A 25,012-nucleotide genomic window follows, 5' to 3' on the forward strand; every position below is an offset into this window, starting at 1 on the left:
ATGAAACTCAATGATCTGAGTCCAGCGCCGGGTTCCCGTCGCGAAAAGCATCGTCCGGGCCGTGGTATCGGTAGCGGTTTGGGTAAGACTGGTGGCCGTGGTCACAAAGGTCAAACCTCCCGCTCCGGTGGCACCATTGCTCCAGGCTTTGAAGGCGGTCAACAGCCGCTGCATCGTCGCCTGCCGAAGTTTGGTTTCGTTTCCCTGAAAGCCATGGATCGCGCAGAAGTGCGTCTGTCCGAGCTGGCTAAAGTGGAAGGCGACATCGTCACCGTGCAGTCCCTGAAAGATGCCAACGTGGTCAACGTCAACGTTCAGCGTGTGAAAATCATGCTGTCCGGCGAAGTTACTCGCGCTGTCACCATCGGAAAGGGAATCGGCGCCACCAAAGGTGCGCGTGCGGCTATCGAAGCAGCTGGCGGCAAGTTCGAGGAATAAATGGCTAAGCAAGGTGCTCTCTCTGCGCTCGGCAAAGGCGGTATGTCTGAACTCTGGGCTCGTCTGCGTTTTCTGTTCCTGGCGATTATCGTCTACCGAATAGGCGCACACATCCCGGTTCCAGGTATCAACCCGGACCGACTCGCGGACCTGTTTCGACAGAATGAGGGGACCATTCTTAGCTTGTTCAACATGTTTTCCGGCGGCGCGCTGGAGCGGATGAGTATCTTTGCACTGGGGATCATGCCGTACATTTCGGCATCGATCATCATGCAACTGATGACCGCCGTCAGCCCGCAGCTGGAACAGTTGAAGAAGGAAGGTGAAGCTGGCCGTCGCAAGATCAGCCAGTACACCCGCTACGGCACTGTCGTCCTCGCTCTCGTCCAGGCTATTGGCATGTCCATTGGTCTGGCGGGGCAGGGCGTTGCGTTCACTGGTGACTTTGGCTTCCATTTCGTCGCGGTATCCACTTTTGTGGCTGGTGCGATGTTCATGATGTGGCTGGGTGAGCAGATTACTGAGCGTGGTGTTGGCAACGGTATCTCGATGTTGATTTTTTCGGGTATCGTCGCCGGTCTTCCGAGAGCGATCGGGCAGTCTTTCGAGTCTGCACGTCAGGGTGATATCAACATCTTCGCCCTGGTTGCCATCGGTTTGCTGGCAGTAGCGATTATCGGTTTCGTGGTGTTCATTGAGCGTGGCCAGCGTCGTATTGCTGTTCACTACGCCAAGCGTCAGCAGGGCCGTAAGGTCTTCGCTGCGCAGACCAGCCACTTGCCGCTGAAGGTGAACATGGCCGGTGTTATTCCGGCTATTTTCGCGAGCAGCATTTTGCTGTTCCCGGCTTCGTTGGGTGCCTGGTTCGGTCAGTCTGAAGGTATGGGCTGGTTGCAGGACATCTCGCAGTCGATCGCTCCTGGTCAGCCGTTGAATATTCTGCTGTTTAGTGCAGGGATTATTTTCTTCTGCTTCTTCTATACGGCGTTGATGTTCAATCCGAAAGACGTAGCGGAAAACCTGAAGAAGTCCGGTGCCTTTATTCCGGGCATCCGTCCAGGTGAGCAGTCTGCGCGCTACATTGATGGCGTTCTGACTCGCTTGACCATGTTCGGTGCTCTTTACATGACGGCCGTCTGCCTGTTGCCCCAGTTTCTGGTGGTTGCAGCAAACGTACCGTTCTACCTTGGCGGGACCTCGTTGCTGATCGTGGTCGTGGTTGTGATGGACTTCATGTCCCAAGTACAATCGCACCTCGTTTCGCACCAGTACGAATCCCTGATGAAGAAAGCCAACCTGAAGGGTTACGGCAGCGGCATGTTGCGCTGAGTACCCATAAGGTTCGAGGAGTTGGTGATGAAAGTTCGTGCATCGGTGAAAAAGCTGTGCCGTAACTGCAAGATTATTCGCCGCGAAGGTGTTGTTCGAGTAATTTGCAGCGCGGAACCGCGTCACAAACAGCGCCAAGGCTGAGTGTGATTGTGCTTCAAGCCCGGCAGCTAGTGCGCTGCCGGGTTGATTATTTGTTATTACAGCGATATTATCTCGCGCCCTATTTCTTGGCTTCCGGGGCGTAGGTAGCTGTCAATTGGAGTCCCACTGAATGGCCCGTATTGCAGGCGTTAACATTCCAGATAACAAGCATACTGTTATCTCGCTGACCTACATCTATGGTGTTGGTCGCACTACTGCACAGAAAATTTGTGCAGTGACTGGGGTAAACCCAGCGGCAAAGATCAAAGATCTGAGCGACGAGCAGATTGAACAGCTGCGTGGCGAAGTGGCGAAGTTCACCACTGAAGGTGACCTGCGTCGCGAAATCAACATGAAAATCAAGCGTTTGATGGACCTCGGTTGCTATCGCGGTCTGCGTCATCGTCGTGGTCTGCCAGTACGCGGTCAGCGTACCAAGACCAACGCGCGTACCCGTAAAGGTCCGCGTAAGCCGATCCGCAAGTAATCGCCCCAGCGAATCGACAGGAAATTAATCATGGCAAAACCTGCTGCTCGTCCTCGTAAAAAAGTTAAAAAGACAGTGGTTGATGGCATCGCCCACATCCATGCTTCTTTTAACAACACCATCGTGACCATCACCGACCGTCAAGGTAACGCTCTTTCCTGGGCTACCTCCGGTGGTTCGGGTTTCCGCGGTTCCCGCAAGTCCACCCCGTTCGCTGCTCAAGTAGCTGCTGAACGTGCTGGTCAAGCTGCGCTGGAATACGGCCTGAAAAACCTCGACGTTAACGTCAAAGGTCCAGGTCCAGGTCGTGAATCCGCAGTCCGCGCTTTGAACGGCTGTGGCTACAAGATCGCCAGCATCACCGACGTGACGCCAATCCCGCACAACGGGTGCCGTCCGCCGAAGAAGCGCCGCGTGTAATCCAGGAGATTGTAAAGAATGGCTCGTTACATTGGTCCAAAATGCAAACTCGCTCGTCGCGAAGGCACCGATCTCTTTCTGAAGAGCGGCGTGCGCGCGATCGAATCGAAGTGCAACATCGAAGCAGCACCTGGTATCCACGGCCAACGCCGCGGTCGCCAGTCCGACTACGGCACCCAACTGCGTGAAAAGCAGAAGGTCCGTCGTATCTACGGCGTTCTCGAGCGTCAGTTCAGCGGCTACTACAAAGAAGCTGCTGGCAAGAAAGGCGCAACTGGCGAAAACCTGTTGCAACTGCTCGAATGCCGTCTGGACAACGTTGTATACCGTATGGGTTTTGGCTCTACTCGTGCCGAATCCCGTCAGCTGGTATCGCACAAGTCGATCAGCGTTAACGGTCAGACCGTAAACGTTCCGTCCTACCAGGTTCGTGCTGGTGACGTGGTCGCAGTTCGCGAGAAAGCAAAGAACCAACTTCGCATTGTCCAAGCTCTCGATCTGTGTGCCCAACGTGGCCGCGTAGAATGGGTAGAAGTAGACACTGAGAAGAAGTCGGGCGTTTTCAAGAACGTTCCTGCTCGCAGTGATCTGTCCGCCGACATCAACGAAAGCCTGATTGTCGAGCTCTACTCCAAGTAAGGGCTAGAAAATAGGTGCATCCATGCAGATTTCGGTAAATGAGTTCCTGACACCCCGCCATATTGATGTGCAGGTTGTCAGTCCAACCCGCGCCAAGATCACACTCGAGCCTCTCGAGCGTGGTTTCGGCCACACCCTGGGCAACGCGCTGCGCCGCATCCTGTTGTCCTCAATGCCCGGCTGTGCAGTAGTCGAGGCCGAGATTGACGGTGTGCTCCACGAGTACAGCGCCATCGAAGGTGTACAGGAAGACGTAATTGAAATCCTGTTGAACCTTAAAGGTCTGGCTATCAAGCTGCACGGTCGAGACGAAGTTACGCTGACCTTGTCGAAGAAGGGTTCGGGGGTGGTTACCGCTGCCGATATTCAGCTGGATCATGATGTCGAGATCGTTAACCCCGATCACGTAATCGCTAACCTGGCGTCTAACGGCGCCCTGAACATGAAGCTCACCGTAGCTCGTGGTCGTGGTTATGAACCGGCAGACTCGCGTCAGAGCGATGAAGACGAAAGCCGCAGCATCGGTCGCTTGCAGCTTGACTCTTCGTTCAGCCCGGTTCGCCGTATCGCATACGTGGTGGAAAACGCCCGTGTCGAACAGCGTACTAACCTGGACAAGCTGGTTATTGATCTGGAAACCAACGGTACCCTGGATCCTGAAGAGGCTATCCGCCGTGCTGCAACCATTCTGCAACAGCAGTTGGCTGCGTTCGTCGATCTCAAAGGTGACAGTGAGCCAGTGGTTGTCGAGCAGGAAGACGAGATCGATCCGATCCTGCTTCGCCCGGTTGACGATCTGGAACTGACTGTACGTTCGGCTAACTGCCTTAAGGCGGAAAACATCTACTACATCGGCGACCTGATTCAGCGTACCGAAGTAGAGCTGTTGAAGACTCCGAACCTTGGCAAGAAATCCTTGACTGAAATCAAGGACGTTCTGGCCTCCCGCGGTCTGTCCCTCGGCATGCGCCTCGACAACTGGCCGCCTGCAAGTCTTAAGAAGGACGACAAGGCGACTGCCTGATCGTCGTAATCACCGAACGTTGTGTTTGGTAAGGAATGAACCATGCGTCATCGTAAAAGTGGTCGTCACCTGAGCCGCACCAGCTCGCACCGCAAGGCCATGTTTCAAAACATGGCGGTGTCGCTGTTCGAGCACGAGCTGATCAAAACTACACTGCCAAAAGCCAAAGAACTGCGCCGCGTTGCTGAGCCGCTGATCACTTTGGCCAAGACAGACAGCTTGGCTAACCGCCGTCTGGCTTTCGACCGTACTCGTTCGAAAGCTATCGTTGGTAAGCTCTTCAACGACCTGGGCAAGCGTTACGCTACCCGTGAGGGTGGCTACCTGCGCATCCTCAAGTGCGGTTTCCGCGCTGGCGACAACGCGCCTATGGCGTACGTCGAGTTGGTTGATCGTGCTGTCGGCGGTGAAGCTGTATCCGCTGAGTAAGACGTCAGTCTGAAACAAAGAACCGGGCCTAGTGCCCGGTTTTTTGTGCCTGCAAGAAATGCGCTCTGCGTACAAGCTTCAAACCCTTCCCTATAGGCACTATATGCTTGGGTTGATCATTAGTAATTTTCTATTGATGTCTGCAAATTAATGAATTTGTGACTGTCATGTTGATGATCAATACTTCCCACCAAGCCGATTTAGCCGGCAGTTCAAGACTGACAGAGGAAGAGATCGCATGAGCCAAAACAAAACACTTACGACCGCCAGTGGCGCTCCTGTCGCCGACAACCAGAATTCCCGCTCCGCCGGCCCTCGTGGCCCTCTGCTGCTCGACGATTTCCACCTGATCGAGAAGCTTGCCCACTTCAACCGTGAAAACATCCCGGAGCGTCGCGTACACGCCAAAGGCTCGGGTGCTTACGGCACGTTCACTGTGACTCGCGATATCACTCAATACACCAGTGCCAAGCTGTTTGAGTCTGTCGGCAAACAAACCCCGACCTTCCTGCGATTCTCCACCGTGGGTGGCGAGCGCGGCTCGGCTGACACCGAGCGTGATCCACGTGGTTTTGCCCTGAAGTTCTACACCGAGGAAGGCAACTGGGACATCGTCGGTAACAACACGCCGGTGTTCTTCATCCGTGATCCGCTGAAATTCCCTGACTTTATCCACACCCAGAAGCGTCTGCCGCAAAGCAACCTGAAAAGCGCGCAGATGATGTGGGATTTCTGGTCGCATTCGCCTGAGGCGCTGCACCAGGTCACTATCCTGTTTTCGGACCGCGGCATCCCTGACGGTTACCGTCACATGCACGGCTTCGGCAGCCACACCTACAGCTTGATCAACGCCAATGGCGAGCGTCACTGGGTGAAGTGGCACTATAAAACCAAGCAAGGGATCAAGAACCTCGCTCCGGCAGAAGCGGCGCGTCTGGCCGGCACCGATCCGGATTACGCACAACGTGACCTGTTCGGCGCCATTGAGCGCGGTGACTTCCCGAAATGGAGTGTCAACATTCAGATCATGACCGAGGCTCAGGCCTCGACTCACTATGAGAACCCGTTTGACGTGACCAAGACCTGGTCGCAGAAGGAGTTCCCGTTGATCGAAGTGGGCGAGCTTGAGCTCAACCGCAATCCGCTGAACTACTTCGCTGAAGTCGAGCAGGCCGCGTTCGGTCCGAGCAACATGGTCCCAGGCGTCGGCCTGTCACCTGACCGCATGCTGCAGGGGCGTGTGTTCGCTTACGCGGATGCCCACCGGTACCGTGTGGGCACCAATCACCAGCAGCTGCCAGTGAATGCACCTCGCAGTCCGGTCAACACTTACCAGCGCGATGGTTCGATGGCGTTTGGCAGTAATGGCGGTGCGGCGCCGAACTACGAGCCGAACAGCTACGTTGAATCACCGAAACAGGCACCGCACTACGCGGAACCTGCCTTGGCCTTGAGCGGCGCGGCTGACCGTTACGATCATCGCGAAGATACCGACTACTACAGTCACGCGGGTGCGCTGTTCCGTCTGATGAACGATGAGCAGAAAGCGCTGCTGATCAACAACATTGCCGGTGCAATGGCTGGGGTTTCCGGCGACGTGGTTGATCGTCAGCTACAGCATTTCTTCAAGGCCGATCCGGCTTATGGAGAAGGCATCGCGAAGGCGTTGGGCGTACAGCTTAACGAAGTCTAAACGAGAAGCAGAACCGCCCTCATTAGGGCGGTTTTTTGCGTTATTTGAACCCATTTTCTCAGAATATCTTCGCTTTTATTGCGGCGGGCGAGTGACCTTCAGGTCAGGTTGGTTCAAACTACAGACTTTCAAGCAGGGAGATGTAGGGCGATGCAAGGTCACCCAGACGTAATCGATTACCTCAACACGTTGCTGACAGGCGAACTGGCAGCGCGTGATCAATATTTCATCCATTCGCGGATGTACGAGGACTGGGGGTTCACCGAGCTCTACGAACGTATCAACCACGAGATGGAAGAAGAGGCTCAGCACGCTGATGCGCTGATGCGTCGGATCCTGATGCTCGAAGGTACGCCGCGCATGCGTCCGGACGATCTCGATGTCGGCACCACCGTGCCGGACATGCTCGCCGCTGACCTGCGTCTGGAATATAAAGTTCGTGCAGCTCTGTGCAAAGGCATCGAGCTTTGCGAGCGGCACAAGGACTATGTCACCCGCGAGATCTTGCGCATTCAGCTGAACGACACCGAGGAAGATCACACCTATTGGCTGGAGAAACAGCTGGGTTTGATCAAGTTGATCGGATTGGAGAATTACCTGCAATCGCAATTCTGATTTTTAGGCCGACGACGCACAAAAAAGCCCCTGTCACCGACAAAGTGACAGGGGCTTTTTCATGGGCCTGATTCAGGCCTTGTCGCGAGCCAGCAGTGGTTTGAGGTAGTAGCCAGTGTGAGACTGCTTCATCTCGGACACGTCTTCCGGCGTGCCGACGGCAATGATCTGGCCCCCCTTGGAGCCGCCTTCCGGCCCCAGGTCCACCAACCAGTCGGCGGTCTTGATCACATCCAGGTTGTGTTCGATCACCACCACGGTATTGCCATGGTCGCGCAAGCGATGCAAAACATCGAGCAGTTGCTGGATATCTGCAAAGTGCAGGCCGGTAGTTGGCTCATCGAGGATATACAGGGTCTTGCCGGTATCGCGCTTGGACAGCTCGCGGGACAGTTTCACCCGCTGGGCCTCACCGCCCGATAGCGTCGTTGCCGATTGTCCCAGCTTGATGTACGAAAGGCCTACGTCCATCAGCGTCTGAAGCTTGCGCGCCAAGGCCGGAACTGCGTCGAAGAACACCCGGGCTTCCTCGATGGTCATCTCGAGGGTTTCGTGGATGCTCTTGCCCTTGTATTTGATCTCAAGGGTTTCGCGGTTGTAGCGCTTGCTCTTGCAGACGTCGCACGGGACATAGATGTCCGGCAGGAAGTGCATCTCCACTTTGATCAGGCCATCGCCCTGGCAGGCTTCACAGCGTCCGCCCTTCACGTTGAAGGAGAAACGCCCCGGCCCGTAACCGCGGGAGCGCGATTCCGGTACGCCGGCGAACAACTCGCGAATTGGCGTGAACAAGCCGGTGTAGGTCGCCGGGTTGGAGCGCGGTGTGCGACCGATCGGGCTCTGATCGATGTCGACGACTTTATCCAGGTGCTCAAGGCCCTTGATACTGTCGTGAGCCGCCGCTTCCAGTGTCGTTGCCCCATTGAGTGCGGTAGCGCTCAAGGGAAACAACGTGTTGTTGATCAGCGTCGATTTGCCCGAGCCGGACACGCCGGTCACGCAGGTCAGCAGGCCGATTGGAATCTCCAGATCGACATTGCGCAAATTGTTGCCGCGAGCGCCCTTGAGGGATAACGACAACTTCTTGTTACGGGGTGTGCGTTTGGCTGGAACGGCAATCTTCACCCGGCCCGACAAATACTTGCCGGTCAGCGAATCAGGGTGAGCCATGACTTCGTCCGGCGTCCCTTCGGCAACGATATGTCCACCGTGCACACCTGCGCCCGGGCCAATGTCCACCACATAGTCAGCCAGACGAATCGCGTCTTCATCGTGCTCGACCACGATGACCGTGTTGCCGATGTCGCGCAGGTGCTTGAGGGTGCCCAGCAACCGGTCGTTGTCCCGCTGGTGCAGGCCAATTGATGGTTCATCGAGGATGTACAGAACCCCAACCAGGCCGGCGCCAATCTGACTGGCCAGGCGGATACGCTGGGCCTCACCGCCGGACAGCGTGTCAGCACTGCGATCCAGGGAAAGGTAGTCCAGGCCAACGTTGACCAGAAACTGCAGGCGTTCGCGGATTTCCTTGAGGATCTTGTCGGCAATTTCGCCACGGCGGCCGGTCAGCTTCAGCACGCCGAAGTATTCGCAGGCATCGCCGATCGGCAAGTTGGTCACCGCCGGCAAGGTCTTCTCGCCAACCCACACGTGTCGCGCCTCGCGACGCAGACGGGTGCCACGGCAATCCGGGCAAGGCTGGGTGCTGAGGAATTTGGCCAGTTCTTCGCGGACCGAAGCCGATTCGGTTTCGCGGTAGCGGCGTTCCAGGTTCGGCACGATGCCTTCGAACGGGTGCGAGCGCTTGACGATGTCGCCGCGGTCGTTCAGGTACTTGAAGTCGACGTTCTGCGAGCCACTGCCGTGCAGGATGAATTTCTGTTGATCGGCCGGCAGTTCGTTGAACGGCACTTCGAGGCTGAACTTGTAGTGGGCGGCCAGCGAGCCAAGCATCTGGAAGTAATAGACGTTGCGCCGGTCCCAGCCGCGGATCGCGCCTTCGGCCAGGGTCAGTTCACCGTTCACCAATCGTTTGGTGTCGAAGAACTGTTTAACCCCCAGGCCATCGCAGGTCGGGCAGGCGCCGGCCGGGTTGTTGAAGGAAAACAGCTTGGGTTCCAGCTCGCTGATGGCGTGGCCACAGATCGGGCAGGCGAAGCGTGCGGAGAAGATGATTTCTTCGCCGGGCTCGTCGTCCATTGGCGCCACGAGAGCGATGCCGTCCGCCAGTTTCAGCGCGGTCTCGAACGATTCGGCCAGGCGTTGTTGCAGATCGGCGCGGACCTTGAAGCGGTCGACCACGACATCGATCGAGTGCTTCTTCTGTTTATCCAGCTTCGGCAACTCGTCCAGCTCACAGAGCTTGCCGTTGACCCGGGCGCGCACAAAGCCCTGGGCCCGCAGTTCTTCGAAGACTGAGAGGTGCTCACCCTTGCGCTCGCGGATTACCGGAGCCAACAGCATCAGTTTGCTGCCTTCCGGTTGCGCCAGCACCAGGTCGACCATCTGGCTGACAGTCTGGGCTTCCAGCGGAATGTCGTGGTCCGGGCAGCGCGGAATACCGACGCGAGCGTAGAGCAGGCGCAGGTAATCGTAGATTTCGGTAATGGTGCCAACCGTCGAGCGCGGGTTGTGCGAGGTCGACTTCTGTTCGATGGAGATCGCTGGCGACAGACCTTCGATGGTGTCGACGTCAGGCTTTTCCATCATCGACAGGAATTGCCGGGCGTAGGCCGACAGCGATTCGACATAGCGGCGCTGGCCTTCGGCGTACAGCGTGTCGAAGGCCAGGGACGACTTGCCGGATCCGGACAGGCCGGTGATGACGATCAGTTTGTCCCGTGGCAGGGTCAGGTCGATGTTCTTCAGGTTGTGGGTTCGGGCCCCACGAATCAGGATCTTGTCCAAAGTGGCCTCGCTCGGCGGGCGTCGAAAACGTAGGAGTATACGGCCAAATACTGGATGGATGCACACTATCAAATGAGGGGCGCGCAACCTTGCATGAAGATTGCGTCATCTGCGCGCGTCATAGCGTCGCTATATACCCCGTCAATCGATGGGACTGGTAGAATCGCCGCCGGTTCAGATGAGGTTTTTCCATGCACGATCCCCACAGCGAACGCATGAGTGGCAGTGAGACCCGCGCAGCAAGCGGTCTGGCCCTGGTGTTCGCCTTCCGTATGCTTGGCATGTTCATGGTGTTGCCGGTGCTGGCGACCTATGGGATGGACCTGGCAGGCGCGACCCCGGCCCTCATCGGGTTGGCGATTGGCGCTTACGGCCTGACCCAGGCGATTTTTCAGATTCCCTTTGGCTTCATTTCCGACCGCATCGGTCGTCGTCCGGTGATTTACCTGGGGCTGATCGTCTTCGCTCTGGGCAGCGTGCTGGCGGCCAATGCCGATTCGATCTGGGGCGTCATCGCCGGACGCATCCTGCAGGGCGCCGGGGCGATTTCTGCGGCGGTCATGGCATTGCTGTCGGACCTGACCCGGGAACAGCATCGGACCAAAGCCATGGCCATGATCGGCATGACGATCGGTCTGTCGTTCGCGATTGCCATGGTGGTAGGGCCATTGCTGACCCGTGCCTTCGGCCTCTCGGGGCTGTTCTTCGCCACCGGCGGCATGGCGCTGCTCGGTATCGTCATCGTGATGTTCATGGTGCCGCGCGCCACCGGGCCATTGCAGCACCGCGAGTCTGGTGTCGCGCGTCAGGCACTGATCCCGACGCTCAAGCACCCGGACCTGCTGCGCCTGGACCTGGGCATTTTTGTGTTGCACGCGATGTTGATGTCGAGCTTCGTTGCATTGCCCCTGGCGCTGGTCGAAAAAGCCGGTTTGCCCAAGGAGCAGCACTGGTGGGTGTACCTGGCCGCGCTGCTGATTTCCTTCTTCGCCATGATCCCGTTCATTATCTACGGCGAGAAGAAACGCAAAATGAAACGAGTTTTATTGGGCGCGGTGCTGACGCTGATGCTCACTGAGCTATTCTTCTGGCAGTTCGGCGACAGCTTGCGGGCTCTGGTGATCGGCACGGTGGTGTTTTTCACCGCGTTCAATCTGCTGGAAGCGTCCTTGCCGTCGCTGATCAGCAAGGTTTCACCGGCAGGCGGCAAAGGCACGGCGATGGGGGTTTATTCCACCAGTCAGTTCCTCGGTTCGGCACTGGGCGGGATCCTCGGCGGCTGGCTGTTTCAGCACGGCGGTTTGTCGGTTGTGTTCCTGGGATGTGCCGGGCTGGCTGCACTTTGGCTGGCCTTTGCTGTTACCATGCGTGAACCACCTTACGTCACGAGCCTGCGCTTGCCGTTGTCGCCCGAGGCGATCCGCGAAGCGGGTCTGGTTGAGCGCCTGAAGGCCGTCGTAGGGGTAACAGATGCGGTGATCGTTGCTGATGAAGCGGCGATTTACATCAAATTGGACACAGAACTATTGGATCGCACGACCCTTGAGCGCCTGGTGAACAACCCGGCCGAGGCAGCGTGCGTAGCCTAGGAGAACGTTATGGCCCGTGGGGTTAACAAAGTCATATTGGTCGGCACTTGCGGCCAGGATCCCGAAGTTCGCTACTTGCCTAACGGTAACGCCGTGACCAACCTGAGTCTGGCGACCAGCGAACAGTGGACCGACAAGCAAACCGGTCAGAAGGTCGAGAAGACCGAATGGCACCGTGTTTCGATGTTCGGCAAAGTGGCCGAAATCGCCGGCGAATACCTGCGTAAAGGTTCGCAGGTCTACATCGAAGGCAAGCTGCAGACCCGCGAGTGGGAAAAAGACGGTATCAAGCGTTACACCACTGAAATCGTGGTCGACATGCAAGGCACCATGCAACTGCTGGGCGGCCGTCCACAACAGGGCGACCAACAAGGCGGGGGCAATAACTACCAGCAATCCGCTCCAGCCCCACGCCAGCAGGCTCCGCGTCCGCAGCAGTCGGCACCGCAACAGTCGCGCCCGGCTCCACCGCAGGCTGCTCCGCAACCGGCTCCGGATTTCGACAGCTTTGATGACGATATTCCGTTCTAGGACTTACCTGAGACTTTTTTGTAAAGTTTAGGTCTGGAACCCCCGATCAGTCCTCTCGACTGGTCGGGGGTTTTCTTTTGCGCACCATATTGTAGGAGCCGGCTTGCTGGCGATGAACGATAACTCGGTTTGCCTGGTTAACCGCGGCGCCTGGATCGCCAGCAAGCCGGCTCCTACAGGGCGGTCATGTTGGCCCGCGCCATGTGCAGTTTTTTGTAGCTCTCGATCAAGCGCAAATGCCTGTCGAGCCCTTCCAGTTTCATGCTGGTCGGCGTCAAGCCATGGAAGCGCACGCTGCCGTCTACCGATCCGATCGCTGCATCCATCCGCTCGTTGCCAAACATCCGGCGGAAGTTGGCCTCGTAGTCTTCCAGTTCCAGGTCTTCGTCCAGCTTCATCTCCAGCACCACATTGACCGCCTGATAGAACAAGCCGCGCTCAACCGTGTTGTCGTTGTACTGCAGGAACATTTCCACCGCCTCTTTCGCTTCTTCAAATTGTTGCAAGGCGAGATAGATCAGCAGCTTCAACTCCAGGATCGTCAGCTGACCCCAGGCCGTATTGTCGTCAAATTCGATGCCGATCAAGGTGGTGATGTCGGTGTAGTCGTCCAGCTCACTTTCCACCAGACGCTCAACCAGCGCTTGCAGCTCTTCTTCGTCCAGGCGATGCAGGTTCAGGATGTCGGCGCGGAAGAACAGCGCTTTGTTGGTGTTATCCCAGATCAGATCGTCTACTGGATAAATTTCCGAATAGTCTGGCACCAGGATGCGGCAGGCCGTTGCACCGATATGCTCGTAGACCGCCATGTACACTTCCTTGCCCATGCCTTCGAGAATGCCGAACAAGGTCGCGGCTTCCTCGGCATTCGAGTTTTCACCTTGGCCGGAGAAGTCCCACTCCACGAATTCGTAATCCGACTTGGCACTAAAGAAGCGCCACGACACCACGCCGCTGGAGTCGATAAAGTGCTCGACGAAGTTATTCGGCTCGGTCACCGCATGACCTTCAAACGTTGGCTGGGGCAGGTCGTTGAGGCCTTCGAAGCTGCGGCCTTGCAGCAATTCGGTCAGGCTGCGTTCCAGCGCCACTTCCAGGCTCGGGTGCGCGCCGAACGAGGCGAACACACCGCCGGTACGCGGGTTCATCAACGTGACGCACATCACCGGGAATTCACCTCCCAGGGACGCATCCTTCACCAGCACGGGGAACCCTTGCTCTTCCAGTGCCTGAATCCCGGCCAGTATCCCGGGGTACTTCGCCAGCACGTGAGCCGGCACATCCGGCAGGGCAAATTCACCTTCGATGATTTCGCGTTTTACCGCACGCTCGAAGATCTCCGACAGGCACTGCACCTGGGCTTCGGCCAGCGTGTTACCGGCACTCATGCCGTTGCTCAGGAACAGGTTTTCAATCAGGTTGGACGGGAAATACACCACCTCGCCGTCGGACTGGCGCACGTAAGGCAGCGAGCAGATGCCGCGCTCTTCATTGCCCGAGTTGGTGTCGATCAGGTGGGAACCACGCAGCTCGCCGTCGCGGTTGTAAATCTTCAGGCAGTACTCGTCGAGGATTTCGGCCGGCAGTGCATCTTTACGGCCAGGCTTGAACCAGCGTTCGTCCGGGTAGTGCACAAACGCTGCGTCGGCGATGTCTTCGCCCCAGAACTGGTCGTTGTAGAAGAAGTTGCAGTTGAGTCGCTCGATAAACTCGCCCAACGCCGACGCCAGCGCGCCTTCCTTGGTCGCACCCTTGCCGTTGGTAAAGCACATCGGCGAGTGCGCATCGCGGATGTGCAGCGACCACACATTGGGCACGATATTGCGCCAGGAGGCGATTTCAATCTTCATGCCCAGGTCCGCCAGAATGGCCGACATGTTGGCGATGGTTTGCTCCAGCGGCAGATCCTTGCCGGCAATATAGGTGCTCGCCTCTGAGCTGGAAGCAGGCATCAGCAACGCCTGGGCATCGGCGTCGAGGTTGTCCACTTCTTCGATCACAAACTCAGGCCCGGCTTGCACCACTTTCTTCACGGTGCAACGGTCGATGGAGCGCAGGATGCCCTGGCGGTCCTTGTCGGAGATATCCGCCGGCAACTCGACCTGGATCTTGAAAATCTGGTTGTAGCGGTTTTCCGGGTCAACAATATTGTTCTGCGACAGGCGGATGTTATCCGTGGGGATATTGCGCGTGTTGCAGTACAACTTCACAAAATACGCCGCACACAGCGCCGACGAAGCCAGGAAGTAGTCGAACGGACCCGGTGCCGAGCCATCGCCCTTGTAGCGGATAGGTTGATCGGCCACCACCGTGAAGTCATCGAACTTGGCTTCAAGTCGCAGGTTGTCGAGAAAGTTGACCTTGATTTCCATGGGGGATTACCAGAATAACGGCTAAACGAATGGCCGCCATTATCCGGCATTTGCGCAGTAAGTCTTGTGGGTGTCTGACGATATGTCGACACCAGTCCTTTTTAGTGGGCGATGGAGGGCTCAGTCGAGTATCAGATGCGGCAAGAACCGGCTCGAATCCTTGGTAATCAGACTGTTGTCCTCACGCACGCCGATGCCGGCCGCCTGATCCCCGATCACCCAGGAGCCGATCAGCGTGTAGCTGTCGCCAAATTTCGGCAGCGGGGCAAACTCCTGAAGGATAAACGGCGCATCAGTGTAGGGGCCGTCCTCTTTTACGATCAGGCCATCGGCAGTTTGCAGCTCAATGTTCGCGCCTTCCCGTGAGAAGAATGGCTTGCGCACCCAACCTTTGGGCACCGCTTTACTCGGGTCGGAGTCCAGGTGCGCCGCGAGCAGGTTCGGGTGACCTTGGTTGAACTCCCACAGCAGCGGCAGGATGCCCTTGTTGGAGATGATGGATTTCCAGGGCGGTTCGAAAAACTGCGTATCGCTCTGGGCAATCGCTGTGCCGAAGGGTTCGTGGAAGATGAACTCCCAGGCATGCAGTTTGAACAGGTGAGGGATCCAGCGATCTTCGAGGTCGACGAAACGTCCGTCACTGGTGAGGCCAATGTCTTCGATGTCGATGTGCCGCGATTCGATGCCGACCTTTTCCGCGACCAGGCGCAGGTAATCAGTGGTGCCCTTGTCTTCGACCGAGTCTTTCATCGAGGCGAAATAGAAGGGCTGTTTGAGCTGCAGTTGGGCAAAAGCCTGATGCAGCTTGGTGTCGATGCTGTTGAACTGGTCGGCGTGCCTGGGCAGCAAGCCACGCTCGATGCATTGCTCCAGCCAGCCCCACTGAAACGCCGCGGCCTCATACAGGCTGGTCGGCGTGTCGTAGTTGAGTTCCAGCAACTTGGCCGGTCCGCTGCCGTTGTAGGAGAAGTCCATGCGCCCATACAGGTGCGGGTGGCCTTCGAGCCATGAAGTGCGAACCATGTCGAAGAACGGCGCGGGGATGCTCAGGCGCTCCAACAACTCTTCGCTTTGCACCACTCGCGCCACCAGGTCCATGCACATCTCATGAACTTCGGTGGTCGGGTCTTCGAGGTCGTTCTCGATCTGCTTGAGCGTGAACTGGTAGTACGCGCTCTCGTCCCAATAGGGTTCGTCGTCGATGGTATGGAACAGAAAACCGAGGCTTTCGGCGGTCTGTTTCCAGTCATGACGCTCTGCGCAGAGGATTTTCTTCATGGCCTTGTTCCCTTAGCTACTCGAACCGCCAAAGCTCTTGCCTGATCCACCCCACCCACTGCGTGCGCTGGCCTGGCTGCCGAACCCGCCGCGGGAAGTGGACGATGCAACGGACACCGGCTTGCTGCGAGTGATGGTGTCGGTGTAACTGCCACTGCTGCCGTAACGCGCCTGATTGGACCTGTTGAAGGTTGAACCTGACGATACCCGCTGACTGAGTGTCGAGGACGAGTAGTCACCGCGATCATCGCGATAGCGGTAGACCGGTTCGGAGTAGTAGCTGTTGCGGTTGCTGCTGAGCATGTTGCCGATCAGCAGCCCGGTCAGCAGGCTACTGCCGGAGAAACCCGACCCTGCGGCATTCGCTTCCGATGCGGGCAATTTAGCCTTGGCCGCGTCCACTTCGGACTGCGTCACCTCGCCATCGGCACTCAGCTCGAAACCACCGAGCTTGGGGATGAATTTGCCGGCGGAATCCTGCTGGCACCAGTCGGCGACAAAGTCGGCGTCGCAATCAGCCTGGTTGTCGTACACCGGCGCAATGCTTCGATGCTGGGCCATGGCTTTCATATAAGCGTCAGAACAGATGTCGACCGGGAGTTTTTCATCGGCGCACTGCTGGACGGACTGGAAGTTGTACTTTTTGTGTATCTCGTAGGTTTTTTCCGTCGGCCCGCAGCCTGATATCGCCATGGCGACCGATGCCGCCAGCGAGAGCTGAACGTACTTGCTTCGTTTCATCGCAATCTCCGTGGCGCAATCAGTTCTGGGAAGGGGTCATGCACGCGGCGTTCAACATGCCGACGCTGATCGCCACTGCCGCGACATAGATACCCGCTGCGATTTCGCCGTTCTTGATGCGTTCAGAGGCGCCTTTGAGCACCAGGCTGGTCACCAGGAACGCCAGCAGTTGGACGAAAGCGGCGATCACCGCCCAGACGACGAAGTCCAGAATGCTGATCGAGTAGGCGATCACATTGCTGGCCGGAATGGCGAATCCGATGATGGCGCCGCCCAGGGCGATGGCGGCCGCAACGTTGCCCGCACGGATCAACTCGAATTCCCGGTGCGGTGTGATGCGGGTGTAGATGAACTGGAACAGCGCGAACAACACGGCGGCGCCGAGGATGTACAAAACAAACCCGAGCACGGCGGCTTTGTTCAGGGAGATAGAGAGCGCTTCAAGCATGGACTTCTTCCTTTTTAAAAAGTGTTCAGGTCGGTGGTGTACAGCGAAATACCCAGCGAAGTGCTCAAGCTGATGGTGCCTTCGGCGTCTTCTTCGACGGAAAACAGCAGGAATTCCCGGCGATCGGTCAGGCCGGTTTCGCGGGCGTACAACATCGAACAGTGCTGGATGCTGTATGTTTCGTCCGGATTCTTCAGGTGTTCGCTCAACGGCACCAGTTCGGTCTGGCCGTTCTCGGTGCCCCATTCGCGGGTGTATTCGACACCGTTGAGGGTGTAGGTCGGCAGCCCGATCAGGCTTTGAGGGCCGGCCAGCCGCCGCAGCTCCGCTTCACTGTTGATGGTGACGTAACTGAGGTAGTTGAACAGGATCACCGACTCGACCTGCCCGGCGATGTCGCCGGTGGTATGCACTTGCAGCCAGTAGTCTTCGTCGTTCATGTAATAGCGCGACAACCAGGTCGACTGCCCGAGCTCAATGGTGCCGGCGCTCCAGATTTGCTGGGAGCCGGGAATGGTTACCGCGGTTTTTTCGTCGAGCAACAGTTTCAGGGTCGTGTCGAACATCACGCCCTTGCCCAATGCCAGGCCCAGCGGGCCGGTGACTGGCAGGTTATCGTTGGCTGTCCATTTCGAATCGGTATTCGTGCCCGCGTTCGGGGCCTCAAGCCCCAGCAACTGTTTAAACCATCCCATTGGAGATTTCCTTGAGGCGAGTAGAGGCGATGTAGAAGAGTTCGCCGCCCTTGACGCGAGTGGCGCCGGGCGGGTTGATTGAAGGCTGTCGGGCGCCTTTGGCGCGGTAGCCGATAAGGGTCGCGTTATGGCGTTCTTTCATCTGTGCGTATAGATCGCCGAACGTTGTTTCAAAGGTTTCGGGCAGTCTCATCAGGTATTGGGTGGCGCCTTGGCCCACGCACAGCAATTCATTGATGACCACTGACGAGCCCGGATCCTGAGAGGCGCGCACCAACATCTCGATGGCCATGCTTGAGGTGCATTCCAGGCTGGGCGCGTAGGCGCTGGCGAGCGCGGCGATTTCACTTTCATTGAAGTGGGCGACCACATGCCCGACCGGGCTCAGTTGATTGACCGCCAGTACGGTGGCCAGGGTCAGATCGTCTGAATGGGTTCGCACCAGTACGCGTTCGGCGCCAGGTACGCCGGCACGCAGCAAAAGCGCGACAGAGGACAGGCTTTCACCTTTGATAAAGGCCGCCTTGCCCGGCATGGGGTTTTCTTCGAGATCGCAATCGCAAATGACGATCAGGTTGTCATTGGACGTTTCGTCCTGCAGCAGCAACTCAATAACCCGCTCGCTGGACGCGCCTTCCCAGCCGATGAGAACGGTATGGCCGACCTTGCCGGTGAAATCGCCTTTGCCCTTCATGCCTTTTCTCCATACATCGATGACACTGCTGGTGGTTTTGCCGATGGCCGCCGTCAGCAGCGCAATGCCCCCGAGCATGACCCAGGTAGCCACGAAAATCCGTCCCGCGGCTGTCTGTGGCGCAAGATCGCCGTAGCCGACGGTGAGCGTGGTGGTGAGATAGAAGTAGGTGAACGTGGCGGGAGCGATGAGGTGTTGTTCGCCCAGAAGCACCAGGCCCAGCCAGGCCGTGCTCAGGTGTACGCCCAGCGCAATGGCCAGGCCGGCCCAGCCGAAGCGATGGAAGAAGGACGCCGCGTACGCGCGCAATAAAAGGAAAATCGACATTACATCCCTGACTCCTTGGGGGCTCATTCCTGGCGACGTAATCGCTCGGGCATCTAAGTGCTCGAGTGTGGTTACCGGGCGGCATTAAACCTGCTGCGCGGCGTAGATAACAGTACCTTGGCTGCAATATACCCGGCGATTGCAGCAAAAATATGCCCTTCGAAGGAAATGCCCCGGCGCGGAAGGAAGCCAACAATCAGCCCACCATAGAGCAGGGCCACGACACTGGCGGTTATCAGGTTGCTCCAGCTCCTCTGAAACCAGGCGCGCGACAGGAGATACGCCCACAGCCCGAACACCCAGCCGCTGGCACCGATATGCACGCCGGCAAAACCGAACAGCCAGATCAGCGAACCGCCCAGCAAAATGATGATAGCGCTGACGGCCATGAACCGGTTGAGCCCTTCGGCGATGACCAGGGTACCGAGGATCAAAAAGGCAATCAGGTTGGCACTCAGGTGCGCAAAGGATGTGTGCAAGAAAGGCGAGGTGATGATGCCGACCAGTCCGTGCAAGGTTCTCGGAACCAGGCCGAAGGCGTTAAGGCTGTAGCCGGTCGCCACATTGAGCAGTTGCAGCGCAACCATGAAGATGGCCAGGCCAGCGATTGTCTTGAAACCCTTCAGGGCATCCATCCTTGACCTCGACTCGGCAGTAAAGAAGGGCGATCAATTAATGCCTGCCAGTTAAGAGATAGAACAAGCACTGAGTAAAGTTGTGGCGAGGGAGCTTGCTCCCGCTGGGCCGCGAAGCGGCCCCTCTTATCCCCAAAAAGAAGGGACTGCTGCGCAGTCCAGCGGGAGCAAGCTCCCTCGCCACAGGGTCAGTGCACTTGACTGACTGGCATCAGGGCAATGAATGCCCTTTCTGCCGGGGTATTGCTTACTCGGCCGATTTTTTCTTCAGGCGTTCCAGGATCGCATTGGCGCTGCCTTCGTCCGGCGTGATGCCGGCTTCGCGCAGTTTGCGCTCCAGGTCGGTGCCGGTCGACGCATCGGCCAGTTCGTCCTGGGCTTGCAGTTCAGCGGCGCGTTGCTGCTGCTTGGCTTGCAGGCGGTTCAGTGTACCGACAGCGGTTTCCAGCTTGCCGTTGGCGCCGCCACTGGCGATTGAGGCGCTGACCTGGGCTTTCTGTACGCTTTCACGAGCCTTGGCCATATCCACTTGCTGGCGCAGGCTTTTGATGCGGTTTTCGGCCTTGGTGATGTCTTTGCGCATGTTGTCAGCGTAACCACCGAATTCGGTGGCCTGCTTTTGCTCGACATCCAGTTCATTGGTCAGGGTCGAAATGGCTTCGGCCACTTCCAGTGCCAGGTCTTCGCGGTTGGCCTGGATGGCGGCCAGGGCTTTGGATTCCAGGTCCTTGATCTTGGCGTTGTACTCGCTGACGCGGTCAGCCGACAGTTTGTGCTTGGCCATGATGGTGACCAGCTCACGCTTGGCGTTGGCCAGCGCGCTGTCAGCATCGCGAATTTCCTGGTCGAGAATGCGCAGGGCCTGTTGGTCGACGATCGATTCGCCGACTTCGTTGGCACCGCCACGCAGCGCGGTGAACAATTTGCTCCAGATGGACTGAGTCATTGGATATATCCTGTTCCCGAATAATTAATTGAAGAAGCGTTCAAAGGCTTCGCTGGCGCGCTGGACGTTGTCGACGAGGGTTTTGATCTCAGTCACGACGTTGGTCAGGCTGGAGTCGGAGCTCAGCGCGCCGAACATGTTGTAAACGACCTGCCCGTTGGGCATGGACTCGATACCGATCGAGGACAGCGGGAACATTTCCCGGCTGCGCAGAACGGCGTCGTTGAAGGCCGGGACGTCGTTGATCGACTCGACATCGACCAGAACGGTATCGACGATGATCTGATCGCCAACCACCGCGATGTAAATCGGCAAGCCACCGAAATCGTTCATTTCCAGCTTGATGCTGGATTCGGAGCCTTGAACGAGGGAGAGGGTGATTTCGTTCGCAACCACTTCGTCGAGGGCCTGGAGGGCGCTGTAGAGGCGATCGATGTTCCAGTTATTACCTGCGCTCATGTAATTCTCCGACATGAATGAGCCAGCCAGAATCGGTTGGCGTAGCTGTTTCTCCATCTGCTTGAGCAGGCTTCGATTTTCGGGAAGCACCCAAGTCTCGTGTTTCACATAGCCGGCGGCACCCAGGCCCGCGCGCATCTGCTTCATGTAAAAGCTCGATGGTTTTTTCGCGGAGGGTTTCGAGCGCTCTCCTTTGCGGCTCGCTGAATCGGTAACAGACCCGGTAGGCGGATCTGATGGAGAGCTGCTTTTCATGGTGCTGATCCCGTTGTGAAAAACTCACGCGTGATAACACTACAGGCTATTTTTGCAGCCCTCAATAGCTCACGCGTGAGATTTTTTCGACGGTTGCGCAGGTGTATGAAAAAGAAGGGAAGCAACATGATTCCGATCAGTTAAGCGCAATCCTGTGGAACGAGCTTCTTATCTAACCAGCCAGAAAGTCATCGGTGGACACCACGCTGGCATAGGCAAAACCCAAAGCCGACATGAACGCGGCATGCACATGGGCGGCCGGGACGGTGACGCCGTTGAACTCCAGATCAAGGGTGGCACAGGCGTCGTGGATCACCGTGACCGTATAGCCGAAGTCCGCTGCGGCACGGGTGACGCCGTCGATGCACATGTGGCTCATGCTGCCGACCACCACCAGGTGTTCGATACCTTGCTGGTCGAGGATGGCCTTGAGTTCGGTTTCGCGGAACGCGTTGACGAAGTGCTTGAGCACCACCGGTTCATCGGCGCGGTTCAGGACTTTGGGGTGCAGCTTCGCGCCGTCGGAGCCCGGGGTGAAGAACGGCGCGGCGTCGGAGGTGAATTCGTGGCGGATGTGCACCACCGCGTCACCGGCCTCGCGAAAGGCCTGGATCAGCCGTGCAGCGTTGTCTGCGGCGGCATCGGCGCCCGCCAAAGGCCACTTGCCCTGGGGGAAGTAGTCGTTCTGGATATCGACTACGATGAGTGCTTGCTTGGCCATGAGTGTTTCCTCGAAGTGCTTGTTGGGTGTGATTCAAGTATCAGGTTCTGCAGGCCGTCCGAGGATTGGCCGCACCGACAATAGAAGGGGGAAAACTGACAATGGGCGTAGAAAGGGCAGTCGTCGAATTGGGCGTGCTGATCTATCCCGGCGCGCAGATGGCGGCGGTGCATGGGCTGACGGATCTGTTCGGGGTGGCCAACCGGATTGCCGCCGAGTATCAGACGGCGCAGTTGCCGTTGTTGCGGGTCAGTCATTGGCGGGTCGAGGGCGATCAGGTGCCAGAGCGGGTCTATGACAGTCAACCCGGCCCGGCCGAAGCGTTGGTCGCGGTGTTGATCCCGCCGTCGATTGGCGGCTTTTCCGCGGGCCAGGCATCGCAAGGGCTGATCCGCTGGATTCGTCAGCAACACGCCAGTGGTGCGACGTTGGGCGGGGTTTGCGTGGGGTCGATCCTGTTGGCTGAAAGCGGCCTGCTCGACGGCCGTAGCGCCACCACTCATTGGACCTCGGCCAAAGCCTTCGCCGAGCGTTACCCGGCGATCAAGCTCAAGGCTGACACGCCCATCGTCGATGACGGCGATCTGATTACCACCGCCGGGCTGATGGCCTGGTCAGAGCTGGGGTTACGGCTGGTGAACCGCTTGCTGGGGCCGAGCATTGCCACTAGCACGGCACGCTTTCTGGTGGTGGAGCACAGCGACAGCGCGAGCGAATGCGGCAGTAATTTTTCACCGATTCTCAGCCATGGCGATGCCTCGATTCTCAAGGTCCAGCATTGGCTGCAAAGCACCGGGGCGGTCGATGTCTCGCTGGCGGCAATGGCCGAACGGGCGGGGCTGGAAGAGCGCACCTTCCTGCGGCGATTCCGCGCGGCGACCGGGTTGAAACCCACCGAGTACTGCCAGCACCTGCGCGTCGGCAAGGCGCGCGAGATGCTCGAATTCACCAACGGCACCATTGATCACATTGCCTGGACCGTGGGTTATCAGGACCCGAGTGCGTTTCGTGCGACCTTCAAAAAGATTACCGGGCTGGCGCCGAGTGATTACCGGACGCGGTTTGGCGTGACGCCGCCAGCTGTTGTGGCCCGGTAGCCAGAGCACGCCAGATCAAGAAAATGTGGGAGGTTTGAGTCGTGCAAAATGCCGGAGTCCTGAAGGGCGTCGTGCATAATCAAACAGGCGTAATGCCATTACTGTCTGGGCAACCGGCTGATTTAACAGTCGTTCTTCATCAGCCGCCATTGGCCTGATCCCTGCACCCCTCCAGCTACATTTATCCAACGCAGATTGAAGGGGGACGCATGACCCCAACAAATCGCAAGAAACTGGTACTCGCCCATTCGGTACGGCCCGATGCCCCGCTGCACGAAGTTGAAACCAATCGGGCGCTGGCTCGTTGGCTGGCGCAGATCGTCGGGCTCGAATACGGCGGCAGTTACGACCCGCAACTGCACAGCGGTCGTGACCGCTATCTGTTGCCGACCCAGACGCTGGTGGGCGCCGCTATCGCCCGGAAGCTGGGCGTCAAAGGGCCGGAGGATTTGTGGGGCGGTTACGTCGACCACGATTTCATCTGCACCAAAGCCATCAGTCATGGGCTGTTGAACCGCTATGCGTTCGCGCCCGAAGGCTGGGCAACGTTGTTTTGCGAACGGGTGCGCAGCGTCGTGCTCGATGGCCTCAGCGTGTTCTCCCTGGACGATGCGCGCCCGGCGGCGGAGCACCTGCTCTACAGCGGCCCGATCCGCATCAAGCCTATTCACGCCTGCGCCGGACGCGGTCAGGAAGTGATCAAGAGCCTTGACCAGTTCGACGCCATCCTCGCTCGCCCCGAGGCCAAGACACTGTTCACCGAAGGCGTGGTGTTGGAACAGGACTTGACCGAGGTGATCACCCACAGCGTCGGCCAAAGCTTCATCGGCGACAAAGTGCTGAGTTATTGCGGTGATCAATACTTGACCGAAGACGCTCAGGGCGAGCAGGTTTATGGAGGGTCCAATCTGTTGGTGGTGCAGGGTTATTACGAGGACCTGCTGGCGCTGGAACTGCCGGATGACGTGAGGCTGGCGATCCAGCAGGCACAGGTATTCGACAGTGCGGCGGATGAAGCCTACCCCGGTTTCTATGCTTCGCGGCGCAACTACGACATCGCCCAGGGGCTGGACTGCAACGGCCGACAACGCAGCGGCGTGCTCGAACAATCCTGGCGTTTGGGCGGTGCCAGCAGCGCCGAAGTCGCAGCGTTGCAGAGCTTCGTCAACGACCCCGGCCTGCGTGCGATTCGCGTGTCGTCGGTCGAAACCTATAGCGATCAAACGCTGCCGGCGAACGCTATCGAGGTGTACCGCGGGCCGGCGGAACACAGTGATTTTCTTCTCAAGTACGTGACGGTCAAATCCTATGACGGCTAGAAGCGAAACCATTCAGATCGACATCGACGATGAACAGATGAGCGGGACCTTCCTCAGCCCCAAATCGAAAGTCCCGGGGGTGCTTTTCGTCCACGGCTGGGGCGGTAGCCAGGAGCGCGACCTGGAGCGGGCCAAAGGCATTGCCGGGTTGGGTTGTGTGTGCCTGACGTTCGACTTGCGTGGCCATACCGGCGGGACCGGCATTCCGTTGTCCAGGGTCACCCGCGAAGACAACCTGCGCGACCTGCTGGCAGCCTACGACCGCTTGCTCGCCCACCCGGCGCTCGACACCTCTGCGATCGCGGTGGTCGGCACCAGTTATGGCGGTTATCTGGCGGCGATCCTGACGACGTTGCGTCCGGTGCGCTGGTTGGCGCTGCGGGTGCCGGCATTGTATCGCGACGACTTGTGGCACACGCCCAAGCGTGAGTTGGACAAAGCCGACTTGCGCGACTATCGCGGCACGCTGGTGCGCGCCGACAGCAATCGCGCGTTGCACGCCTGCTCGCAATTCACCGGGGATGTGTTGCTGGTGGAGTCCGAGACCGATGCCTATGTACCCCACGCGACGATCATGAGTTACCGCGCCGCGTGTCAGCAGACTCACTCGCTGACTCACCGGATCATCGATGGTGCGGATCACGCCTTGAGCGACCCGGTTTCGCAACAGGCGTACACCTCGATTCTGGTGGATTGGATCACCGAGATGGTGGTGGGTGAGCGGTTGAGCATCATTCAATCGAGTTGAGAGAGGCGGTGGTCTTGCGGTCGTTCGCAGGC

General features: G+C 58.1%; 26 protein-coding genes. 15 read left to right on the forward strand and 11 right to left on the reverse strand.

What is annotated here, in order from left to right:
• From rplO to bfr, 10 genes are all read left to right on the forward strand, one after another.
• A complete protein-coding gene (rplO, locus tag F475_RS14310) occupies positions 1-438 on the forward strand; it encodes a 50S ribosomal protein L15 (protein WP_111454176.1) in 438 nt (145 codons plus the stop codon).
• Complete coding sequence (gene secY / locus F475_RS14315) at positions 439-1,767, forward strand: preprotein translocase subunit SecY (protein WP_003228718.1); 1,329 nt, start codon at positions 439-441, stop codon at positions 1,765-1,767.
• 27 nt (positions 1,768-1,794) lie between these two features.
• Entirely contained in the window at positions 1,795-1,911 is a 117-nt protein-coding gene (gene rpmJ, locus F475_RS14320; protein WP_002555468.1) for a 50S ribosomal protein L36, read from the forward strand.
• A gap of 130 nt (positions 1,912-2,041) precedes the next feature.
• Positions 2,042-2,398 carry a 30S ribosomal protein S13 gene (rpsM, locus tag F475_RS14325; RefSeq protein ID WP_003186020.1) on the forward strand — a complete coding sequence of 119 codons (357 nt, stop codon included), beginning with the start codon at positions 2,042-2,044 and terminating at the stop codon, positions 2,396-2,398.
• Between the two features lie 30 nt (positions 2,399-2,428).
• Entirely contained in the window at positions 2,429-2,818 is a 390-nt protein-coding gene (rpsK, locus tag F475_RS14330; protein WP_002555466.1) for a 30S ribosomal protein S11, read from the forward strand.
• An 18-nt stretch (positions 2,819-2,836) separates the two neighbouring features.
• Positions 2,837-3,457 (forward strand): 30S ribosomal protein S4, encoded by a 621-nt coding sequence (rpsD, locus tag F475_RS14335; RefSeq protein WP_003176404.1) that lies wholly within the window; start codon positions 2,837-2,839, stop codon positions 3,455-3,457.
• 22 nt (positions 3,458-3,479) lie between these two features.
• The gene (rpoA, locus tag F475_RS14340; protein WP_003186012.1) at positions 3,480-4,481 is read left to right on the forward strand and encodes a DNA-directed RNA polymerase subunit alpha; all 1,002 of its coding nucleotides are present in this window, start codon (positions 3,480-3,482) and stop codon (positions 4,479-4,481) included.
• Positions 4,482-4,523: 42 nt separating this feature from the next.
• Positions 4,524-4,910 carry a 50S ribosomal protein L17 gene (gene rplQ, locus F475_RS14345; protein ID WP_007924175.1) on the forward strand — a complete coding sequence of 129 codons (387 nt, stop codon included), beginning with the start codon at positions 4,524-4,526 and terminating at the stop codon, positions 4,908-4,910.
• A 238-nt stretch (positions 4,911-5,148) separates the two neighbouring features.
• Positions 5,149-6,603: a catalase gene (locus F475_RS14350; RefSeq protein ID WP_064620710.1), complete on the forward strand. Its 1,455-nt coding sequence runs from the start codon at positions 5,149-5,151 to the stop codon at positions 6,601-6,603.
• Positions 6,604-6,753: 150 nt separating this feature from the next.
• The gene (bfr, locus tag F475_RS14355) at positions 6,754-7,218 is read left to right on the forward strand and encodes a bacterioferritin (RefSeq protein WP_018925657.1); all 465 of its coding nucleotides are present in this window, start codon (positions 6,754-6,756) and stop codon (positions 7,216-7,218) included.
• Positions 7,219-7,290: 72 nt separating this feature from the next.
• Here bfr and uvrA read toward each other — a convergent pair whose 3' ends face one another.
• Positions 7,291-10,125 carry an excinuclease ABC subunit UvrA gene (uvrA, locus tag F475_RS14360; RefSeq protein ID WP_018925658.1) on the reverse strand — a complete coding sequence of 945 codons (2,835 nt, stop codon included), beginning with the start codon at positions 10,123-10,125 and terminating at the stop codon, positions 7,291-7,293.
• A gap of 191 nt (positions 10,126-10,316) precedes the next feature.
• Here uvrA and F475_RS14365 point away from each other — a divergent pair, with 191 nt between their 5' ends.
• Positions 10,317-11,714 (forward strand): MFS transporter, encoded by a 1,398-nt coding sequence (locus F475_RS14365; protein WP_019650831.1) that lies wholly within the window; start codon positions 10,317-10,319, stop codon positions 11,712-11,714.
• Positions 11,715-11,723: 9 nt separating this feature from the next.
• Positions 11,724-12,245 (forward strand): single-stranded DNA-binding protein, encoded by a 522-nt coding sequence (locus tag F475_RS14370; protein WP_007933689.1) that lies wholly within the window; start codon positions 11,724-11,726, stop codon positions 12,243-12,245.
• A 173-nt stretch (positions 12,246-12,418) separates the two neighbouring features.
• Here F475_RS14370 and F475_RS14375 read toward each other — a convergent pair whose 3' ends face one another.
• The 10 genes from F475_RS14375 to F475_RS14420 all read right to left on the reverse strand — a co-directional run bounded on the left by F475_RS14375 (position 12,419) and on the right by F475_RS14420 (position 21,816).
• Complete coding sequence (locus tag F475_RS14375) at positions 12,419-14,617, reverse strand: OsmC domain/YcaO domain-containing protein (protein ID WP_111454177.1); 2,199 nt, start codon at positions 14,615-14,617, stop codon at positions 12,419-12,421.
• Between the two features lie 120 nt (positions 14,618-14,737).
• Positions 14,738-15,895 carry a glutathionylspermidine synthase family protein gene (locus F475_RS14380; protein WP_018925661.1) on the reverse strand — a complete coding sequence of 386 codons (1,158 nt, stop codon included), beginning with the start codon at positions 15,893-15,895 and terminating at the stop codon, positions 14,738-14,740.
• 12 nt (positions 15,896-15,907) lie between these two features.
• Positions 15,908-16,636, reverse strand: coding sequence for a DUF1190 domain-containing protein (locus F475_RS14385; protein ID WP_018925662.1), 729 nt, complete (start codon positions 16,634-16,636; stop codon positions 15,908-15,910).
• 19 nt (positions 16,637-16,655) lie between these two features.
• On the reverse strand, positions 16,656-17,084 hold the full coding sequence (locus F475_RS14390; RefSeq protein WP_018925663.1) for a DUF350 domain-containing protein: 429 nt from the start codon (positions 17,082-17,084) through the stop codon (positions 16,656-16,658).
• Between the two features lie 14 nt (positions 17,085-17,098).
• A complete protein-coding gene (locus F475_RS14395) occupies positions 17,099-17,779 on the reverse strand; it encodes a DUF2491 family protein (RefSeq protein WP_111454178.1) in 681 nt (226 codons plus the stop codon).
• A complete protein-coding gene (locus F475_RS14400) occupies positions 17,766-18,800 on the reverse strand; it encodes an ion channel (protein ID WP_111454179.1) in 1,035 nt (344 codons plus the stop codon). Before F475_RS14400 ends, F475_RS14395 begins: the two co-directional genes overlap by 14 nt.
• A 71-nt stretch (positions 18,801-18,871) precedes the next feature.
• Entirely contained in the window at positions 18,872-19,435 is a 564-nt protein-coding gene (locus tag F475_RS14405; protein ID WP_111454180.1) for a rhomboid family intramembrane serine protease, read from the reverse strand.
• A gap of 247 nt (positions 19,436-19,682) precedes the next feature.
• The gene (locus F475_RS14410; RefSeq protein WP_007933675.1) at positions 19,683-20,381 is read right to left on the reverse strand and encodes a PspA/IM30 family protein; all 699 of its coding nucleotides are present in this window, start codon (positions 20,379-20,381) and stop codon (positions 19,683-19,685) included.
• Between the two features lie 24 nt (positions 20,382-20,405).
• On the reverse strand, positions 20,406-20,987 hold the full coding sequence (locus F475_RS14415) for a YjfI family protein (RefSeq protein ID WP_018925667.1): 582 nt from the start codon (positions 20,985-20,987) through the stop codon (positions 20,406-20,408).
• Positions 20,988-21,267: 280 nt separating this feature from the next.
• Entirely contained in the window at positions 21,268-21,816 is a 549-nt protein-coding gene (locus F475_RS14420; RefSeq protein WP_018925668.1) for a cysteine hydrolase family protein, read from the reverse strand.
• Between the two features lie 101 nt (positions 21,817-21,917).
• Here F475_RS14420 and F475_RS14425 point away from each other — a divergent pair, with 101 nt between their 5' ends.
• The 3 genes from F475_RS14425 (at position 21,918) to F475_RS14435 (ending at position 24,980) form a co-directional block, all read left to right on the forward strand.
• The gene (locus F475_RS14425) at positions 21,918-22,913 is read left to right on the forward strand and encodes a GlxA family transcriptional regulator (protein WP_111454181.1); all 996 of its coding nucleotides are present in this window, start codon (positions 21,918-21,920) and stop codon (positions 22,911-22,913) included.
• Between the two features lie 209 nt (positions 22,914-23,122).
• Positions 23,123-24,232 (forward strand): DUF3182 family protein, encoded by a 1,110-nt coding sequence (locus F475_RS14430; RefSeq protein WP_111454182.1) that lies wholly within the window; start codon positions 23,123-23,125, stop codon positions 24,230-24,232.
• Positions 24,222-24,980 (forward strand): S9 family peptidase, encoded by a 759-nt coding sequence (locus F475_RS14435; RefSeq protein WP_018925671.1) that lies wholly within the window; start codon positions 24,222-24,224, stop codon positions 24,978-24,980. The genes F475_RS14430 and F475_RS14435 overlap by 11 nt, the downstream gene beginning before the upstream one ends.
• Positions 24,981-25,012: the final 32 nt, after the last annotated feature.

The organism is Pseudomonas sp. URMO17WK12:I6 (assembly GCF_003253625.1).
In the GTDB taxonomy this organism is placed as follows: domain Bacteria; phylum Pseudomonadota; class Gammaproteobacteria; order Pseudomonadales; family Pseudomonadaceae; genus Aquipseudomonas.

What these genes read in the sequence shown, in the direction of transcription:
- F475_RS14350 (WP_064620710.1), top strand. Translation starts at nt 5,149, where the DNA reads ATGAGCCAAAACAAAACACTTACGACCGCCAGTGGCGCTCCTGTCGCC.
- bfr (WP_018925657.1), top strand. Translation starts at nt 6,754, where the DNA reads ATGCAAGGTCACCCAGACGTAATCGATTACCTCAACACGTTGCTGACA.
- F475_RS14390 (WP_018925663.1), bottom strand. Translation starts at nt 17,084, where the DNA reads ATGCTTGAAGCGCTCTCTATCTCCCTGAACAAAGCCGCCGTGCTCGGG.
- F475_RS14435 (WP_018925671.1), top strand. Translation starts at nt 24,222, where the DNA reads ATGACGGCTAGAAGCGAAACCATTCAGATCGACATCGACGATGAACAG.
- rpoA (WP_003186012.1), top strand. Translation starts at nt 3,480, where the DNA reads ATGCAGATTTCGGTAAATGAGTTCCTGACACCCCGCCATATTGATGTG.
- rplQ (WP_007924175.1), top strand. Translation starts at nt 4,524, where the DNA reads ATGCGTCATCGTAAAAGTGGTCGTCACCTGAGCCGCACCAGCTCGCAC.
- secY (WP_003228718.1), top strand. Translation starts at nt 439, where the DNA reads ATGGCTAAGCAAGGTGCTCTCTCTGCGCTCGGCAAAGGCGGTATGTCT.
- rpsM (WP_003186020.1), top strand. Translation starts at nt 2,042, where the DNA reads ATGGCCCGTATTGCAGGCGTTAACATTCCAGATAACAAGCATACTGTT.
- F475_RS14405 (WP_111454180.1), bottom strand. Translation starts at nt 19,435, where the DNA reads ATGGATGCCCTGAAGGGTTTCAAGACAATCGCTGGCCTGGCCATCTTC.
- F475_RS14380 (WP_018925661.1), bottom strand. Translation starts at nt 15,895, where the DNA reads ATGAAGAAAATCCTCTGCGCAGAGCGTCATGACTGGAAACAGACCGCC.
- rpsD (WP_003176404.1), top strand. Translation starts at nt 2,837, where the DNA reads ATGGCTCGTTACATTGGTCCAAAATGCAAACTCGCTCGTCGCGAAGGC.
- F475_RS14395 (WP_111454178.1), bottom strand. Translation starts at nt 17,779, where the DNA reads ATGGGATGGTTTAAACAGTTGCTGGGGCTTGAGGCCCCGAACGCGGGC.
- F475_RS14385 (WP_018925662.1), bottom strand. Translation starts at nt 16,636, where the DNA reads ATGAAACGAAGCAAGTACGTTCAGCTCTCGCTGGCGGCATCGGTCGCC.
- F475_RS14370 (WP_007933689.1), top strand. Translation starts at nt 11,724, where the DNA reads ATGGCCCGTGGGGTTAACAAAGTCATATTGGTCGGCACTTGCGGCCAG.
- F475_RS14410 (WP_007933675.1), bottom strand. Translation starts at nt 20,381, where the DNA reads ATGACTCAGTCCATCTGGAGCAAATTGTTCACCGCGCTGCGTGGCGGT.
- F475_RS14415 (WP_018925667.1), bottom strand. Translation starts at nt 20,987, where the DNA reads ATGAAGCAGATGCGCGCGGGCCTGGGTGCCGCCGGCTATGTGAAACAC.
- F475_RS14375 (WP_111454177.1), bottom strand. Translation starts at nt 14,617, where the DNA reads ATGGAAATCAAGGTCAACTTTCTCGACAACCTGCGACTTGAAGCCAAG.
- rpsK (WP_002555466.1), top strand. Translation starts at nt 2,429, where the DNA reads ATGGCAAAACCTGCTGCTCGTCCTCGTAAAAAAGTTAAAAAGACAGTG.
- rpmJ (WP_002555468.1), top strand. Translation starts at nt 1,795, where the DNA reads ATGAAAGTTCGTGCATCGGTGAAAAAGCTGTGCCGTAACTGCAAGATT.
- F475_RS14420 (WP_018925668.1), bottom strand. Translation starts at nt 21,816, where the DNA reads ATGGCCAAGCAAGCACTCATCGTAGTCGATATCCAGAACGACTACTTC.
- F475_RS14430 (WP_111454182.1), top strand. Translation starts at nt 23,123, where the DNA reads ATGACCCCAACAAATCGCAAGAAACTGGTACTCGCCCATTCGGTACGG.
- F475_RS14365 (WP_019650831.1), top strand. Translation starts at nt 10,317, where the DNA reads ATGCACGATCCCCACAGCGAACGCATGAGTGGCAGTGAGACCCGCGCA.
- F475_RS14425 (WP_111454181.1), top strand. Translation starts at nt 21,918, where the DNA reads ATGGGCGTAGAAAGGGCAGTCGTCGAATTGGGCGTGCTGATCTATCCC.
- F475_RS14400 (WP_111454179.1), bottom strand. Translation starts at nt 18,800, where the DNA reads ATGTCGATTTTCCTTTTATTGCGCGCGTACGCGGCGTCCTTCTTCCAT.
- rplO (WP_111454176.1), top strand. Translation starts at nt 1, where the DNA reads ATGAAACTCAATGATCTGAGTCCAGCGCCGGGTTCCCGTCGCGAAAAG.